General features: G+C 63.3%; 12 protein-coding genes, 1 other RNA gene and 2 pseudogenes. 5 read left to right on the forward strand and 10 right to left on the reverse strand.

The annotated features are described in order from the left end of the window. On the reverse strand, positions 1 to 1,166 hold a 1,166-nt coding region (locus tag MKK65_RS00275; protein ID WP_243954299.1), incomplete at its 3' end, for a methyl-accepting chemotaxis protein. A gap of 187 nt (positions 1,167 to 1,353) precedes the next feature. Between MKK65_RS00275 and ssrA the strand changes: the two genes are divergently transcribed. Further along, positions 1,354 to 1,760, forward strand: a transfer-messenger RNA (tmRNA) gene (gene ssrA, locus MKK65_RS00280). A gap of 527 nt (positions 1,761 to 2,287) precedes the next feature. On the opposite strand, the pseudogene MKK65_RS00285 reads toward ssrA, so the two are convergent. Then, positions 2,288 to 3,429 (reverse strand): annotated as a pseudogene (locus MKK65_RS00285) (IS3 family transposase). A 104-nt stretch (positions 3,430 to 3,533) separates the two neighbouring features. On the opposite strand from MKK65_RS00285, the gene MKK65_RS00290 reads away from it, so the two are divergent. Continuing rightward, positions 3,534 to 4,205, forward strand: coding sequence for a hypothetical protein (locus MKK65_RS00290; RefSeq protein WP_243954301.1), 672 nt, complete (start codon positions 3,534 to 3,536; stop codon positions 4,203 to 4,205). A 149-nt stretch (positions 4,206 to 4,354) separates the two neighbouring features. Here the strand turns inward: MKK65_RS00290 and MKK65_RS00295 are convergent, their stop codons facing one another. Together MKK65_RS00295 and MKK65_RS00300 are read right to left on the reverse strand one after the other, a co-directional pair. After that, complete coding sequence (locus MKK65_RS00295; RefSeq protein WP_243954303.1) at positions 4,355 to 5,083, reverse strand: SDR family NAD(P)-dependent oxidoreductase; 729 nt, start codon at positions 5,081 to 5,083, stop codon at positions 4,355 to 4,357. Continuing rightward, positions 5,080 to 5,715, reverse strand: coding sequence for a DUF938 domain-containing protein (locus tag MKK65_RS00300; RefSeq protein ID WP_243954305.1), 636 nt, complete (start codon positions 5,713 to 5,715; stop codon positions 5,080 to 5,082). The genes MKK65_RS00295 and MKK65_RS00300 overlap by 4 nt, the downstream gene beginning before the upstream one ends. A 154-nt stretch (positions 5,716 to 5,869) precedes the next feature. Here MKK65_RS00300 and MKK65_RS00305 point away from each other — a divergent pair. Next, positions 5,870 to 6,490 (forward strand): annotated as a pseudogene (locus tag MKK65_RS00305) (tyrosine-type recombinase/integrase). Positions 6,491 to 6,639: 149 nt separating this feature from the next. Here the strand turns inward: MKK65_RS00305 and MKK65_RS00310 are convergent. The 4 genes from MKK65_RS00310 to MKK65_RS31085 form a co-directional block, all read right to left on the reverse strand. Continuing rightward, positions 6,640 to 7,326: a zinc metallopeptidase gene (locus MKK65_RS00310; protein WP_243954307.1), complete on the reverse strand. Its 687-nt coding sequence runs from the start codon at positions 7,324 to 7,326 to the stop codon at positions 6,640 to 6,642. A 235-nt stretch (positions 7,327 to 7,561) separates the two neighbouring features. Beyond that, positions 7,562 to 8,248, reverse strand: a complete 687-nt coding sequence (locus MKK65_RS00315; RefSeq protein ID WP_243954309.1) for an SDR family oxidoreductase — start codon at positions 8,246 to 8,248, stop codon at positions 7,562 to 7,564. Between the two features lie 199 nt (positions 8,249 to 8,447). Next, positions 8,448 to 8,921 carry a dienelactone hydrolase family protein gene (locus MKK65_RS00320; protein ID WP_279596421.1) on the reverse strand — a complete coding sequence of 158 codons (474 nt, stop codon included), beginning with the start codon at positions 8,919 to 8,921 and terminating at the stop codon, positions 8,448 to 8,450. Next, complete coding sequence (locus tag MKK65_RS31085; protein WP_279596422.1) at positions 8,921 to 9,190, reverse strand: dienelactone hydrolase family protein; 270 nt, start codon at positions 9,188 to 9,190, stop codon at positions 8,921 to 8,923. The genes MKK65_RS00320 and MKK65_RS31085 overlap by 1 nt, the downstream gene beginning before the upstream one ends. 328 nt (positions 9,191 to 9,518) lie before the next feature. On the opposite strand from MKK65_RS31085, the gene MKK65_RS00325 reads away from it, so the two are divergent. Beyond that, positions 9,519 to 10,802, forward strand: a complete 1,284-nt coding sequence (locus MKK65_RS00325) for a cupin domain-containing protein (protein WP_243954311.1) — start codon at positions 9,519 to 9,521, stop codon at positions 10,800 to 10,802. A 363-nt stretch (positions 10,803 to 11,165) separates the two neighbouring features. On the opposite strand, the gene MKK65_RS00330 is transcribed toward MKK65_RS00325, so the two are convergent. Both MKK65_RS00330 and MKK65_RS00335 read right to left on the reverse strand, forming a co-directional pair. Further along, positions 11,166 to 12,305: an MFS transporter gene (locus MKK65_RS00330; RefSeq protein ID WP_243954312.1), complete on the reverse strand. Its 1,140-nt coding sequence runs from the start codon at positions 12,303 to 12,305 to the stop codon at positions 11,166 to 11,168. A 54-nt stretch (positions 12,306 to 12,359) separates the two neighbouring features. Then, positions 12,360 to 13,115: an N-acyl amino acid synthase FeeM domain-containing protein gene (locus MKK65_RS00335; protein ID WP_243954313.1), complete on the reverse strand. Its 756-nt coding sequence runs from the start codon at positions 13,113 to 13,115 to the stop codon at positions 12,360 to 12,362. A 358-nt stretch (positions 13,116 to 13,473) separates the two neighbouring features. Between MKK65_RS00335 and MKK65_RS00340 the strand changes: the two genes are divergently transcribed. Beyond that, complete coding sequence (locus tag MKK65_RS00340) at positions 13,474 to 15,597, forward strand: putative bifunctional diguanylate cyclase/phosphodiesterase (RefSeq protein ID WP_243954316.1); 2,124 nt, start codon at positions 13,474 to 13,476, stop codon at positions 15,595 to 15,597. The last annotated feature ends 621 nt before the right edge of the window (positions 15,598 to 16,218 follow it).

Genomic DNA, 16,218 nt, shown 5'->3' on the forward strand with positions numbered 1-16,218 from the left:
TTGAGCGCCAGGAGATGCGTGCGCTCGGAGATGTCGTTGACCGTCTCGATGATGTCGCCGATCGTCTGGGTCTTCTCCGACAGGCTGACGATGTTGCCGGCCACGGCCTCGGCCTGCTCGCGGATCGCGTCCATGGCCTTGGCGGTGTCGGAGACGGCGCGCAGGCCCTGGCGGGAGGTCTGGGCGGTGGCCTGGGCGGTGGCGATGACCTCGGTGGCGCGCTTGCCGATCTGGGCGCCGGAATGGGTGATCTCGTCGACGGTGGCCGCGGTCTCCTGGACGGCGGCGAACTGCTCCTCGACGGACGCGGCCTGCTGCTGCGCCGACGCCCGGATCTCGGCGGCGGCGGCGTTCAGGTCGGCGGTGGCCGCCCGGTTGGTCCGGGCGAGGTCCGACAGGCCCGACACCATAACGTTGAGGGTCCGCCCGAGGCGGGCGATCTCGTCGCGCCCGCCGGCGCGCAGCCGGCCTGTAAGGTCGCCCGAGCCCACGCGTTCGACGAACCCCATGACCGCCCCGAGAGGGCGGACGATCAGGCGGTTGATGGCGATCCAGATCCCCGCGCAGATTAGCAGCGTGAGCAGGGTGCCGCCCCAGAGGGCAAGGCTTTCGTTGCGCTTAGCCCGGGCTACGCGCTGGTTCAGCGCCGCCCGATTGGCCTCGGCCAAGCCCTCGATGGCGCCGAGCCGGTCGCGCAGGGTGTCGAACAGCTGCTTGCCCGTGCCCTCGGTTTCGATGCGGACCGCCTCAGACCGGGTCGCCGGATCGGCCGCCCCATGAATCGCCGCCTGGCCGATGTCGCTCTGCCAGCTGCGCGCGGCTGTCACGGCATCGGCCAGCAGGCGCACCGACGCGGCATCGGTGCCGACCATGTCTCTGAGGCGGTCGATCGCCGCGTCCAGGGCGGGCCGTCCCTGCCGGTAGGGTTCCAGGCTGCCGTCCCGGCCGGTGAGCAGATAGCCGCGCAGGCCTGTCTCCTGATTGAGCATGGCGTTTCGGAACGCGTCGAGACCACGGATCGTCTGGTTCGCGCGATCGAGGGCGTCGTTCGCCTCCCGCAACTGGCCGCGGGTGAGCAGGACCGCCCCGCTGCAGAGCACCGACACCAGCGCGATCAGGCCGATGGCGCTGCCGAGCGTGCGGTTGAGGCCCAACGTGTTCGGCATGTTCGGCTTTCCCTGACCAGACTGGCGGACGGCCTCGCGCGGCCGCGGCAGCGGCTATCGGCGTAAGCCCATAGCGTCCAAACCACGCCGGTGCGAGCCGCAGGCGGGCGCTGAGGTCGGCCCCTCCCCGCCGGTCCGCCGACCCTGACGAAAGACGACGGGTTGCCCGGGGGCGATCCCGCACGAGCCTGTGGACCTTCCGTGTCGCACGCGCTACAATGTGTGTGAGGTTGATGACCGGTTCGTAATAACGTTTCAGGACCCGGGGGCGGTACCCGGCGCCTCCACCAGAAACACCCTGCCCCGGAACCGGACGGGGCCCGAGCGCGCGTTTTTCGTGCAGCCTGGGATCGGGGTGCTTCTGCTGGGGGCGAAGTTAGGTTCGACTGGACGGTAAAGGGATCGCGAGTTCTACCCTGTTTCGGCAGGATAAGATGCGACTTTCGGTAAGGACTCGACCGGTTCGGCGCAGGCAACCCCTGTTCCGGGCACCTGACCAAAACTCTAAATGCCAACGATAACGTTGTCATGGATGCCCGCCTCGCGGCGTAAGCATCTTGCGGCAGGGCAGCCGTAGAAACAGAACCCGGGGCTTCGGCCCCGGGGCCCACCTTTTCCAGAAGACTCTATTGGGAAGTCATTTGGCGAGTTTGCCGAGGACGTTTGAGTCTTGTCCGGCTTGCCACCGAGATTCTCTCCGGCTCACAGCCCCCAAAGAGGGCTGGCCGACCGGGCCGGCGCGGATCTTCGGCTCGCCCGATCTGTCCTGGATCTCGGCGCTGATTGAAGATCTCGAACAGGTGCAAGGCGTGCGGGACTTTCGGATCCCTCACTGAGCCACCTGTATCGAGGCGCCGTACTCGATAACCCGGGTGCTGGGTGCGACGGCGGCGATCTGGCTGCTGGCGGTGGCCTGAGGGGCGCGGATTGTGACCGAGTGGCGGCCGCGGAAGCGGCATCCCCATGACCACGGGCGGCTGACTGCCTGATCCGAGATCTGTTCGAGTCCGAAGCACCAATTATCGCGAGCGCAGGCGGCCGGTATGACTGGGTCGGGAGAAGCGTGTGAGGTGAGCGATCGACTGACCTGACCGGTATTTTGGACCGAGCCGATTGAGAGGCTACTGCATGGCGGCTGCCAAGGGTAGCCGGAAGGCCAGATCCGGGAAGCTGACAGGCGCGGGCGGCCGGTAGCCCAAGGATGAGTGCGGCCGGACGCGGTTGTATGTGTTCTGCCATAGACCGATCACGATCTGAGCTTCTTTCAGTGAGTAGAAGATCTCTTGGCGCAGGCACTCGTCGCGCAGCTTACCGTTGAAGCTCTCGCAATACCCGTTCTCCCACGGCGAGCCTGGCGCGATGTACTGGATCTGTGGCCCCGTCTTGGCGACCCACTTGCGCAGCGCCTTTGAGATCATTTCCGGGCCATTGTCGCAGCGGATGTGCTCGGGGATGCCGTGCAGGCACATGGCATCGGCCAGCGCCTCGATCACGCGGACGCGGTTGATACGCCGTGCCACCTTCAGCGCCAGGCACGCCCGGCTATGCTCGTCGATCAGCGTCAGGATGCGTAGGCTTCGGCCGTCGTGGGTCTGAGCCTGCACGAAGTCGAAGCTCCACACATGGTTGCGGTGGAGCGGTCGTAGCCGCACGCATGAGCCGTCGTTCAGCCATAAGCGGCTGCGGGGTCTCTGTCGGCTAGGGACTTTGAGCCCCTCGCGACGCCAGATGCGCTGAACCCGGTCCTTGCCCACTTGCCAGCCGGCTGCCTGCAGCAGCGCGGTGACGCGGCGGTAGCCGTAGCGCCCGTACTCGGACGCCAGGGCGATGATGGCGCGGGTCAGCTCATCCTCGTTGGCCGGCACGGTGGGCACGTAGCGCTGTGTACCCCGATGCTGGCCGACGATCCGGCAGGCGTGACGCTCCGAGAGGCCGTACTTCTCCCGGATGCCGTCGACCGCCTGCCGGCGTCGCTCGGGGGCTACAAGTTTCCCGCGGCGACGTCCGCCAACATCTGCTTCTCCAAGGATAGATCGGCTACCAGTCGCCGCAGCCGCGCGTTCTCGCGCTCCAGGTCCTTCATCTTCCTGGCCTGATCGACTTGGAGACCGCCGTACTCCTTGCGCCAGCGGTAATAGCTCTGCTCGGAGATCTCCGCCTCCTTGCACGCTAGCGCTAAACTCTTGCCCTGGGCCGTCTGCACCTCGATCTGCCGCAGCTTCAGCACCACCTGCTCCGCGCTCGTCTTTTGACCTCGCCGCATGTCCGACTCCTTCGGTCCTGGCTGATCCTCTCAATCAGTCCGGTCCAAAGCCAGCCGGTCAGGTCAACATCCCCGCGGAGCATTTCATCGGGTTGCGGGATGAGATGGACCGCGCCATCGAGTGGGCTACCGCACATGCGACGATCCTGCCTATCACCATCAGCGCTAACTTCCCGACGACCCTGCAGGAGCAACTGCGTACTCGGCAAACCGACGCGTTCGACAGCCTTGCGTTAGCGCTCCAGACCGGCGCGCTGCTGGTTACAGATGATCTACCGACCCGCGAGGTGCAGCGCACGCTGACCGGACACGCCGGGGTATGGCTGCACGCGGTGTTCGGGCTGGCCCACGCGCAGAATCAGATCGACACTGACGCGTTCGTGCGCTGGTCGGCGTTCCTTGTGAAGGCCGGGCACAGCTATCTCGGCGTTTCCGGCGCAATGCTTGCTCACGCCGCGCGGCTCGACGGCGTAGCCGCGCCGCCGCCCGGCTACCTGTTCAAGGCCCTGAGCCAGGAAATCGGCGGCTGGACGGCCGACCCGCGCTCCCATGCTGGCGCCTCTTTCGATTGCCTGCGTGCCCTCTGGACTGATCCAGCCGCAGATTCCTATCGCCAACCGGTCACCGGCCATCTTCTTCGTCAGCTCATCCATGAGCGACAGTCTGACTTTGCAGTCCTGATCCGCACGCTTCTGGTGGCATCGAAAGCGCTGCCCGCGCTTGAGATCTACATGCGCGGATGGATCATTGGCCATTTTCTCGCCGATATAGTGTAGGAAATAACGTGAGACAATCTGATAACTGAAGCCAACGTCCGGTAACGGGCGGCGAGCCTACGTCGGCTCCTGGCGCATGTCCTAAGCGATCCCGGCTCCACTCAATAGCATGGCGTCGCCCTGGCTATCCGTTCGGGCCGAGATCGCGCTCAGGCGGGGATCGGCGAGCCGTCCCAAGCGAAGACACCGCCGGTTTCGTCCGAGCACAGGCCATCCAGCACGCGCAGAAGATGCGCTGCACTCTCCTCGGGTGAGAAGACGCCGATGGCCGTCGGGTCCGGACGGAAGGGCCGCGACAAGCCGGAGGTGACCGTGCCTGGATGCAGGCCGACGACAATCGCCTCCGGTCGGCTGGTCGCGACCTCGATCGCGAGCGTTCGCAGAAGCTGGTTCAGCGCCGACTTCGAGGCCCGGTAGGCGTACCAGCCGCCCAGTCGGTTGTCGCCGATCGATCCGACTCGCGCCGACAGGGCCGCGAAAACGCATCGCTCCCGTCGCGCCAGCAAGGGCACGAAATGCTTGGCGACGAGCGCAGGGCCGATCGTGTTGATCGCGAAAACGGTGGCCATCGCGGCGGGATCAAGCGCCCTGACCGTCTTCTCGGGCGAGACGCCAGTCTGGTGAAGAAGGCCGGTAGCGACGATGACCAGACCGACCGGTCCGGCTTCGCCGACCCTGGCCGCCGCCGCCGCAATCGTCGCCTCGTCGCACAGGTCGATCGGAAGTGTTCGGACGCCCTGCGGAACTGACGCCTCCGAGCGAGAGAGCGCGAAGATTGGAGCGTGGGCCGCACGCTCTACGAGCGCGCGGATCAAGGCTCCACCTATGCCGCCGGACGCGCCGACGACAACCGCACTGGTCGGGCGCGTGGAAGTCAAGACGCAGCCTCCCTGTCGACGGCGGGGCTTCGGCGCCCCCGGCGAAGGATCAGACTGAGATTGTTGGCCGGCATCACGACATGCTCGTCCAGATGCAGATCGTGCCCTCGGGCAGCCGCCACGACCGCCTCGACGTCGCGGATCCCCCAGGAGGCATTCCTAGCGCGCAAGCTGTCGTCGAACGCGGCGTTGCTCGGCGCGGTGTGTGCGTCATCCTCCCGAAAAGGACCGTAGAGGTAAAGCACACCACCTTCCGCGAGCGTCTCTTCCGCGCCAGCCATCAGCCCGATGGTCGCGTCCCAGGGTGCGATGTGGATCATGTTGATCGCGACGACCGCGTCCGACCGTGCCACTGGCCACGGCTGACGGGTCGCATCAATCGTCAACGGCGAACGGATGTTCGCCAGCCCGGCGGCGCGGGTATGGGCGACGATACTGCGACGGGCCGCTTCATCCGGATCGCTGGGCTGCCAGACGAGCTCGGGAAGTGCACGAGCGAAATGGACGGCGTGCTCGCCCGATCCGCTCGCGATCTCAAGGACGAGGCCGATGGGCGGGAGAACGCGCTTGAGGACTTCGGCGATAAAAACGGCGTTGCGGGCCGCAGCCGGTGAGAACAGAGCGTCTGGCATAGGGCTCTTCTAAGAGCAACCGATGCCGTGCGCATGCCCTTTCGTGGCGACGCGCCTGATCCGAGGCAACAGCGCGGCTCAAGTTCAAGGCGCGCAGCTACGGAGCGGGCGGATAGCAGTGAGATGCTGATGGTTCCTCAAACGGAGTTCCATCATGACTTCGACCAGAGATACAACCCGCCAACCGTGGAACCTCGGCCGCCTCATCGGGCCCAAGCCGCCGTTCAAGCCCAAGCACATCTGGGCGATCCGTACCCGCCTGCAGCACGAAGGCCGTACCCGCGATCTCGCGCTGTTCAACACGGCCATCGATAGCAAGCTGCGGGGCTGCGACCTCGTCCGCCTACGCGTGGCCGACGTCTACCTCGGCGATGGCATTCGCCTGCGTACCACCATCATCCAGCAAAAGACCGGCCGGCCCGTACCCTTCGAGTTGACCGAGTCGACTCGCGAGACGCTTTCGGCTTGGCTGAAGCTGCGAGGGCTGCGGTCCAGCGATTGGCTGTTCCCGAGCCGCAGCCGACCGGGCGAGCACCTGACGACGCGCTAGTATGGCCGGCTCGTCGACGAGTGGGTGACGCTGATTGGCCTCGACCCGGCGGGCTACGGCACGCACAGCCTGCGTAGGACGAGGGTTGCGCTAATCTACCGGCGAACCGGCAACCTAAGAGCCTGCCAGCTGCTGCTCGGTCATACCAAGCTTGAGAGCACGGTTCGCTACCTCGGAATTGATGCAGACGATGCGCTGATGATGTCGGAGCAGACTGACATTTAACGAACATCGCGGCGGCCTACTGCAGGCCGCCGCACCAAGTCCCCCGCCATCCTATAAGGGCGCCAAACAGCGAATTTGGTCTGACCGAAAAGAGATGGTGCGCTTCCGAGTAAGCGCGGCAGGGAAATCCGCCGCTCGCCTCAGAGGTTTTAGAACGGGAAGAGCCGCCGAAAGCGGGCAATGTTCACGAGCGCAACGAGTGACGAGGCCACGTATGTGAGGGCGGCAGCGCGCAGTACGGTGCGGGCGCCGGGCATGTCGCCCACGTCGAGGAAGCGACCCGTCTCCAGTATGGGCAGGGCCCGGCGGAAGCTCGCATCGAGTTCGACGGGCAGCGTCAGGAAGTGGAACAGGAGGCGAACACCAAGGAGCGCGATGCCGATACCTACCTGCAGGGCGAGAAGGGCAGGCGAATGGACGAAGGCGAGCACCACGGGCGCGGTCATCATCATCAAGGCCGCGGCGAACTCGAAGCCCTGCACGATCGGGGCGAACCTCACCCGCGCCGCGAGGAGCCGGTCTCCCGCCGCGTGCTGGAGCGCATGGGCGACCTCGTGCGCCGCGACCGCGACCGCCGTGATCGAGCGGCCGTCATGATTCCCCAGCGACAGCCGCACGACGTTCGCGACCGGATCGTAGTGGTCGGCAGGCGCGATCTCGACGATGACGTGCTCCAGCCGTGCCAGGTCGAGCAAATGGCGGGCAAGCTCGCCGCCGGTCCCGGGCAAGTCCGGCCGCTCGGTGGCGTATTGCTGCATCGCCCGGCGCACCCACCACTGAGGGCCGAACACCAGGCCGAACAGGAGGGCGGCGCCAAGCGCTAGGAGGATGGGCACGAGGGATATGTAGGCACGCGGCCGTAGACGTGGAAGCGCGGCGTCTTACCCGAGATGTTCACCGTCCGACAATCGCGCCACAGGCGTCAAAGACCGGACTGGGTGGGGAGCGGACCCTACCCCTTCACCCTGAAGCGGTCATTCCGCCTTCGACCCGACCCGGCCGCTTGGACCGCAGTCGGTGTTTCTCCAAAGCGGCCATTCGTCAGCCCTACAGCAACTTCGACTTGGGGGCCTACCAGAGCAGCGTCTCGCCCCGGTAGTCGAGATACTGGGCGCCGGGCTCGCCGAGCCGCGCCGCGATCACGTCTGCGAGGCCCGTGACGCTGGTGGCCACGTCGATATCGGCTCCCTCCCCACCCATCTCGGTGCGGACCCAGCCCGGATGCAGGACCAGCACGGAGACGGCCTCCGCCCGGTGGCGGATCTCGAAGCTGCGAGCCAGGGTGTTCAGCGCCGCCTTGCTGGCCCGGTAGGTCTCCCAGCCGCCCGCCTCGTTCAGGCTTACGCTGCCGAGGATCGAGCTCATCAATGCGAGGCTGCCGCCCGGCGCGAGGCGATCCAGAAAGGTCTCGGCGAAGCGGATCGGGCTGATCGCGTTGGTGAGATAGACCTGCGCGGCGACCGCCCGAGGCACCGCGTGCAGCGGATCGTGCGCTTGCGTGGCGACGCCCGCCACCACGAAGATCAGGTCGAAGCGCTCGGAGGCCAACCGGTCGTGCAGGGCGGCGACGCTGGCATCGTCGTCGATCTCGGCGGTCTCGACGCGCAGGGCGTCCGCCTTCAGGCGGGCGAGATCGGGGGACGGTTTGCGCTGGGTGGCGGTGACGCGCCAGCCGCGCTTCAGGAAGATCTCGACGAGGCCGAGCCCGAGGCCGCGGGACGCCCCGACGATCAGAGCGCTCTTTTCGGATTGGGTCATGTTGGGTCTCTGGGATCGGTCGGCCGGATAAGGCTCCAGCGGGTCCGGCGGTTTCATGACCGGGTGAGGGTCCGAGTCGGGTGGCAACCGGGCCTCGACCTTTCGTCTCGAAGCGGAGGTTCCAGTTCCGATCCGGCCTCGCTGTTCAAGCTGTTCCACGGCCAGTCCGTGAGCGGACGCGGGATCAGTGCCCGCGTCATCACTCGCCGCCGTGCAGGGTCCGGCCGAAGAGCGCGAGCATCTCGCTCCAGCCACGCTCGGCGGCGGCGTGATCGTAGACAGGAAAGTCCGGTATCATCCAACCGTGCGCGGCCGGATAAGTTTGCGATGTATAGCGTACGCCGGCCTCTGTCAGAGATCCCTCAAACCGCTCGGCCATCGCAGACGGATAGCTGCCATCGTTCTCCGCCACGCCAATGTAGACCTCCGCCTTCAGCTTCGGCGCGAACAGGTGGGGGCTCGTAGGCGCATCGGTCGCAAGATTGCCCCCGTGAAAGCTTACGGCCGCCGCGAACCGCTCGGGGTAGGTTCCCGCTGTGGCCAGGGCCATGCCGCCGCCCATGCAGAAGCCCACCACCCCGACCTTGCGACCTCCGACGTCGTCACGCGTGTCGAGGTAAGCGAGCATGGCCTCCGCATCTTCAGCAACCTTAAAGGAGCTGGTTGTGGCCATCAGCGGTCCAAGGACTGCGCGAAAGTCACCCGCGAACACCTCATTGGGAACGAATGGCCCGTAGGTCCGTAACGGTAGAAAAGGTCCGGCAGCAGGACGATGTAGCCAGCGTCAGCGAGCTGCTGTGCCATGTCGAGCATCGCCGGCCTGATACCACCGGCGTCCATGTAGAAAATCACCGCGGGCCATGGTCCGCCGCTTGCGGGGATCACGACGTGCGAAGGGCAATCGCCATCACGCGTCCGGATCGTGACTTGCTCGATCGGCATGGAATGTTCCTCGGCCAGACATCCGCAGTGTCCGCTTCGAACCATTTACGACCGCCAGCGGACCGACCGCAAACCACCCCGAGCGGTCATTCGGCAACCGACCCAACTCAGCCGCCCTGGCCGCAGCTTGTGCTTATCCAAAGCGGCCGTCCTTTAGCCGTGCGGCGACTTCGGCTTGGGGTGGGTAGCTGAAGTTAGCCACTCGCCTCGAAGCGGACGTTCCGCATCCGACCCATACCGGCCGCTCGCACCATGCCGGACATTTCCCAAAAGCAACCATACGGCACGCCCGTACGTTCGATCCTCCGTAATCATCCATCACGACTTCGTGAGTTTTTGGCATACAAAATTTCACGTACGGCAACGCAGCAAAGGTCCAGCTCTCTCGGGCTCGTTGCAGCCAAGTTTGGGAACACAAAAGATGGACGCTAACCGACGGGCGTTTCTGGGAACCGCCGCCCTTGGAGCCGGTGGCCTAGTGGCGCTGACGCAGCAGGCTGCTGCAGCGACCACGGATCACGGCGCGCCGGGCGCGGGCGGCTTCGGCCGTGACGTTCAGCAGCTCCCCCCGGGCGCGCAGGTCGCCTACCACGACCCTAAGGATGTCGGCGCCATGCCCGATTTCCATTTTTCCCTCGACGGCAACGTCCCGAAAATCACGTCGGGCGGCTGGGCCAAGGAAGCGACCGTTCACCAGTTCCCCATCAGCAAGGGGATCGCGGGCGTCCATATGTTCCTCGATCCCGGCGCCTCGCGCGAGTTGCACTGGCACGCGATCGCCGCCGAGTGGGCCTACGTGATTGACGGCCGCTGCCAGACGGTTGTGCTCGATCCTTCGGGGGCGAGCGAGATCAACAATTACGAGCCAGGCGACCTTTGGTTCTTTCCGAAGGGCCACGGCCACTCGATCCAGACGATCGGCGACAAGCCCTGCCACTTCATCCTGTCGTTCGACAACGGCGCCTTCTCGGAGCACGGCACTTTCTCGATCACCGACTGGGTCGACGTGTCCCCAAAGGACATGCTGGCGGAGAATTTTGGACTTCCGAAGGAAGCGCTCAACGCCTTCCCGAAGGGCGAGGCCTACATCCAAGCCGGACCGGTGATCCCGCTGTCCCAGGCGCTCGATGCACCCTGGCCGAAGGAATCCACCCACAAGTTCCGGCTCATGAAGGACCCACGCGCCGTGCGGCAGTTCGACGGGGGGACCTTCCGTCTTGCGACCGTTGACGAGTGGCCGGTTTCCAAGTCGATGTCGGGCGGCGTCATGACGATCCGGCCCGGCCAGATGCGCAAGTTCCACTGGAACGTGAATGCCAACGAGTGGCATTTCTACCTGAAGGGTAAGGGCCAGGTAGCGCTATTCGGCTCGGGCGGTCGCGGCAAGGTCGCAGAGTTCAATCCGGGCGATGTGGCCTACATCCCGATGGGCTTCGGCCACGCGATCAAGAATGTCGGTGACGACGACCTCGAGATCATCCAGACCTGGGACAATGGCAAGTTCGAGGAGATCGACCTCGATGCCTGGATCAAAGCCAGCCCGAACTATCTCGTGTCCAATAACTTCGCCGACGTGCCGGCCGAGACGATCACGAAGCTGAAGCAAGGCTAATCGAGATTCTATTATCGACTAGAAGGGTTAGGTTCTTCTGTAGGGCCTCACCCTCCATGAACTACGACAACCTGCTGTGCCGACTCATCCTATAAGACGTCTGATTATACCGCTTAGCCTCCCGAAAGCAGATCGGCAGAAATCCACCCCGACCGGCCATTCGGATTGCGACCCAACATGGTCGTCCATGCTCGTCTCTGCTTCGCCCGAAACCGGACGCAGGACCGACGCTTGGCGCGGACAGGTGATGCCACTCACAGGGTGCTGTCTCCGCCCCTGACGTGTTGATAAGGCAGTCGCAACCGCTGGTGGCGAACCCCGACTAACGATCGAGCACGATAAAACTCAGCGATCATGATGATATCAGACTGCGCCCGTCTGACGGTGCGGCGCCAGCAGAAGCATGCCAAGGGCCGCAAGTAGGGCCATGCACGCCCCAAACAAAACTGGACCCGCAACGGTGTGTGTCGCATTGCGGATCAGACCGGCGACCGCTGGCAGGGCCGTCATCGATACATAAAAGCTTAGATAAAACATCCCCATGCCGCCGGCGCGACTCTCCGCAGAGAGCAACTCGCCTGGGAGCGCCAGCAGCAACCCCGCCGGCAGGCCGAAGATCACAGCCAAGATCACGAGGGCGACGATTGTCTGGGGACCTAGCGCCATCGCGACGGCCGCGCCGGCGACGAACATGAGGCTTGCGACCGTGAAGGCTACAGGACGCGCCACACGCTGCGCGATCCAGCCACCTGCGGGCAGCACGACGACGAGTACCCATCCGAGAACACTCGTGATGAAGCCGGCGTTAGCCAGTGTGTAGCCATTCGCTAGAAAGAGGTCGGGAGCCGCCGACACGAAGATGACGAGGGACACGTTATAGAGGCCCCAGACGGCGCCGGCGCTCGTCGCCAGCGCGTAATCGCGCACTCTTAGCCCTACGGTTGCGGCAGAACGGATATCCACGAGCTGAAGTGGGTCGCGGTAAAATACATATACAAGAACCAAGGCGAGTAGGCTTGGCAGCGCACTTACGATTGCGATGCCGCTCCAACCATAGACGATGCCAGTAGCCGGCAGTGTCACGAGCCCGAGCGCAATTCCGAGGGGCCAGCTTGCTACGAAGATGCTGAAAGCGAGCACAGCGTCACGACCAGCGAACCAGTCCGTAACCATGCGCGTGAGTACGACGTTCAGTAGAACCCCGCCTGCACCGCTGATGATGCGGCCGGCAAAAAGCATCGGCACCGCAACGGTGACCATCGTTAGGGCGCCAATTATCATCAAACCCAATCCGATGAGGACGATGGGCTTGCTCCCGAACCGCTGAGCTAGCAGACCGCCCGGCAGAGCAAGCACGATACCGGGCAGCATGTGGCAGCCGATCAGAAGGCCGAGCTGTGCAAAGCCCAGCTCCGTGCCTTCCGTCAGGGAGAAGGATCCGGCCGCGATCGACTCGAACTGATAGGCGATGGCCGTCCGGGCAATGAAGAGGACGGTCAGCATAAGCCATCGTCGGTCGTTCACCGGCGTGTTAAGCCCTCTCGACAATCGCTTCCCCTAAACGCTGAAGTTGCGCTCCGCTCGGGCCGGCTCGATCTGCCAGATATTGGTGAGGGTGTCATCAGCCCCCACCGGAGCGGAATGTGACGCAAACAGACTTGCGCGCTCTGCCTCGGTGGACGCTAGGAAGGGATACCGGGTCTCAACGGTCTTTTTCACATTCAGATAGTTCACGACCGACAATCCGACGGGCTTGGTCAGCTTCGGATAGGGTCGAGCCTCACAAATTTCTGTTGCACTCCAATAGCGGCGATAAAAAGCGCGATGCTCGGGGCGGATGGCAAGCAGGATGTACTCGCCTTCAAAATGCTCCATTGCGAGCCACGCGAGCCGCAGCGTCAAGTAGGGCAATTCTGGTAGCCGGCGTGACAGATTAGGGTTTGCGACGAACCGGGTAGGGTCGACGATGATGCAGCCAGCATTAATCATCGGTTCGACCATGTCCGGAAACACGGCGGTCGTCGGCAGGGCACTCGCGTATGGCAGCGTGATGTTGAGACGAATTGAGCCCAAGAGCACGCCGTCGACGTATACGCCGTAAATAAACGCGTTCCTCTGTTCGTCGACAGCGTCGGTAAAACGCCGATCCGCCCGGGCGGTGATCGCGCCCTCCCGCAGGTAGGCTTCGTAGCGGAGGCGGAAAATCGCTTCGCGGTCTTCGGTGTCGATGGCGCGACGATATGTGATTTGTTCAAGCAGGGAGACAGCGCGCGCGTTGAGGCCTTGCGGGCGCATTGCTTCGATGGTGGGCATCAGGGATCCTTACAAGCTCAGTAAGGAAACCTTAACCTTATTAGCGGCGCGTTTGCACTCGCAGCCGATCATCAAATTTTACGCAGAGCAAGGTACCGCTAGCGACGTCCGGGCGCAGGCGGGGCTAACGCGGTCTGTCTCAACAAGCTGGGTTCGTGGGTTGCCCACGGCGACGACCCCGATCGGAACTCGCCTTTTGTGACGGCGATCGTGTCACTGGCTCGTCTCAAAGCGAAAAATTCAAGCAATCTTGCTGATAATTAGATGCTAGATGCGCCGAGATCGATCGCGGCGTTAATGGTATCGAAGTGTCGTCGCGGCATCGTCATTCCTACGTGCTGTCGTCGGACTCCTCCACGTGCTGATTTCTATCTCGCAATCAGGCGATGTGGTCGCGCCTCCCACGCGGGAAGCCGCTGAAGCGTGGACGTCGATCGCCGAGGCGAATCGTCTGTTAGTCATGGCCGAAGAGATGGCCCATGTGGTCCACTGGCAATTTGACCAAATCTCCGGCCTTGGCTATTTCTCGGATGAAGCGCGCCGCATGTTCGGGTTCGCGAAAGACCTGAAAATCACGCGCGAACCAGTACTGAATGCCTACCACCCCGAGGATCGCGCGCGGGTCCTGGCGCTGCTGGCCGACCACATCGCCGCTGGCACCCGATTTGAATACCCCGCCAAGATCGTTCAGCCGAGTGGCGAGGTCCGCGAACTGCTGGTGCGAGGCCGATGCGACCGCAATCCGGCCGAAACATCCGTAGTTACGTTCGGCACGGTGCTGGACGTAACCGAGATCCGCCGCACGGAGCAGCGTCTTCAGGAGACTAGCACACTGCTGACGAACACCCTGAACACGATGGATCAGGGACTGCTTATGATCGACGCCAACGGCATCGTTCAGGTCTGTAACGCGCGCGCCATTGAACTGCTCGAGTTGCCCGCCGCAATGATGCAGTCAAAGCCGAGCTTCTCGACCGTGGTGCGTTATCAGCAGGAGCAGGACGATTTCCGCAAATCCGACGCCAGTTTCCAGGGCTGGGTCGCGAGCGGTGGTCTAGAGTCCCGGCCGCAGACCTATGAGCGCGAGCGCCCGAACGGCACCGTCCTGGAGATAAGGACTGTGCCCCTGCCAGACGGCAGCGCGGTACGTACCTTCACTGACATCACAGAGCGCAAGCAGAACGAGAGCCGCATCGCGCACATGGCGCGCCACGATGCTTTGACGGATCTGCCTAATCGAACTCTCTTTCACGAATGCCTCAATCAGCGCCTCGACGACATGCAGCGGCATGGCGGCGGATGCGCTGTACTCTGTCTTGACCTCGACCGATTCAAAGCGGTCAACGACACGCTCGGTCACTTGGCAGGCGACGTGTTGCTACGGGAGATGGCCGGCCGTCTCAAGCGGACTGTTCAAGCCGGCGACGTAGTCGCACGCCTGGGTGGCGACGAATTCGCCATCCTTATTTCCGAAGTCGACCGTTCAGAGACGATGTCCGATCTCGCTGTTCGTCTGGTCGCTGCGGTACGAGTGCCGACGATTATCGGCGCGCAATCCGTCGAAATCGGCGTCAGTGTGGGTATCGCTCTGGCACCCGAGCACGGAGCAGATGGCGAGACCATCTTCCGACGCGCCGACCTCGCCTTATACCAGGCGAAGGCAGACGGACGCGGTACCTTCAAAATTTTTGAATTTGCGTTCGATGATCAGGCCGCGGAACGCCTCAGTCTTGAGAGCGACCTACGGAACGCAATCTTGAGCGAGACGCTAATCCTGCACTATCAACCTCAGGCTCGGAGCGACACGGGCGAAATCATCGGCTTCGAAGTCCTCGCTCGCTGGAACCATCCCGTCCGGGGATCGATCGCACCGGCGACATTTATTGGTCTGGCGGAGGAAACCGGCCTGATCATGCCGCTGGGCGAACTGGTATTGCGAGTAGCCTGCCGCGAAGCAGCAGGCTGGGTCCGGCCGCTTAAAATCGCCGTCAACCTGTCCCCCCGGCAGTTTTCCGACATCGATTTACCTGAGCGCATTCTTGCAATCCTGGCTGAGACAGGCCTATCGCCGGACCGACTTGAACTTGAGGTCACTGAGACGGTGATCATCAATGATTTATCTCGCGCACTTGCCGTCCTGCACCGCCTTCGAGCGATGGGCATCCACATCAGTATGGATGATTTCGGTACGGGTTATTCCTCGCTAGCTACATTGCAAGCGTTTCCCTTTGACAAGATCAAGATCGACCGGTCCTTCGTCAGCAGCATGGATGACAACCCGCAATCGAAGGCGATTGTCCGAGCTGTCCTTGGCCTAGGTCATAGCCTCAAGATGGGTGTTGTCGCGGAAGGGGTCGAGACGGCGGCACAGCTGCAATTTTTGTCGGAGGCGGGCTGCGACGAGGTTCAGGGATTCTTCATCGGACGCCCTCAACCCGTCATGATTTATGCTGATCATACCCATCCAATTGATTGGATCTAGGTCGTCAATGTCAGTGTTTATTCGAATTCTGAGAAATGATCCAGTTGAGATACCTGTCCTCGCCGAACGTGGGCGTCTTTAAGAACTTCACTGGTGATTAAAATATTTTATGTCAATGTCAAATGCTATAATTCGCCAGCCAAGTAAGGCACAGTCTTTGGCGAGGTAGCGCCAATAAAATTGTCATTGCCGCAATGCTGGATCAGATCAGAAGCGAATTGACCGTTAAGGCAGCTTCCGTATCACCCGAACTCGGCAGTTCTCTGCATTGCCCAAATGCAGACCGACCGTATCCCACCCTAAGCCGCCATCCCGCTATCGACCCAGGTTGCCATGCGGATCACCGTCGGCGTTTCCCGAAAGCCGCCATTCGTCCGCCGTCCGACAACGTCGCTTCGGGATGGGAAGCAGGCCCCCGTCCTTAGCCCTCGCAAGCGAAATGCCCGACGCTAAGGCGCTTACCATTCACGCTATGGGAACAAGTGATCGGCCCCCACGAGGTGGTCCAAGGGTAGAGTTAGTGCACGGTGGGCCGCTCCGCCACGGGTAGCTTGGCCGGCGGAGCTGGTCTGGCAAGCGCAGCCGGCCAAGCGGAGAAGGCTGGCATGAACACCTCCGGGG

It is taken from the genome of Methylobacterium sp. J-001, assembly GCF_022829565.1.
Lineage (GTDB): Bacteria > Pseudomonadota > Alphaproteobacteria > Rhizobiales > Beijerinckiaceae > Methylobacterium.

Bases quoted from the DNA above. Each gene is read 5' to 3' on its own strand.
- MKK65_RS00330 (WP_243954312.1), bottom strand. From the start codon at position 12,305: ATGCTGACCGTCCTCTTCATTGCCCGGACGGCCATCGCCTATCAGTTC.
- MKK65_RS00315 (WP_243954309.1), bottom strand. From the start codon at position 8,248: ATGACCCAATCCGAAAAGAGCGCTCTGATCGTCGGGGCGTCCCGCGGC.
- MKK65_RS00320 (WP_279596421.1), bottom strand. From the start codon at position 8,921: ATGGCCACAACCAGCTCCTTTAAGGTTGCTGAAGATGCGGAGGCCATG.
- MKK65_RS00335 (WP_243954313.1), bottom strand. From the start codon at position 13,115: ATGCCCACCATCGAAGCAATGCGCCCGCAAGGCCTCAACGCGCGCGCT.
- MKK65_RS00300 (WP_243954305.1), bottom strand. From the start codon at position 5,715: ATGCCAGACGCTCTGTTCTCACCGGCTGCGGCCCGCAACGCCGTTTTT.
- MKK65_RS31085 (WP_279596422.1), bottom strand. From the start codon at position 9,190: ATGCCGATCGAGCAAGTCACGATCCGGACGCGTGATGGCGATTGCCCT.
- MKK65_RS00290 (WP_243954301.1), top strand. From the start codon at position 3,534: ATGGACCGCGCCATCGAGTGGGCTACCGCACATGCGACGATCCTGCCT.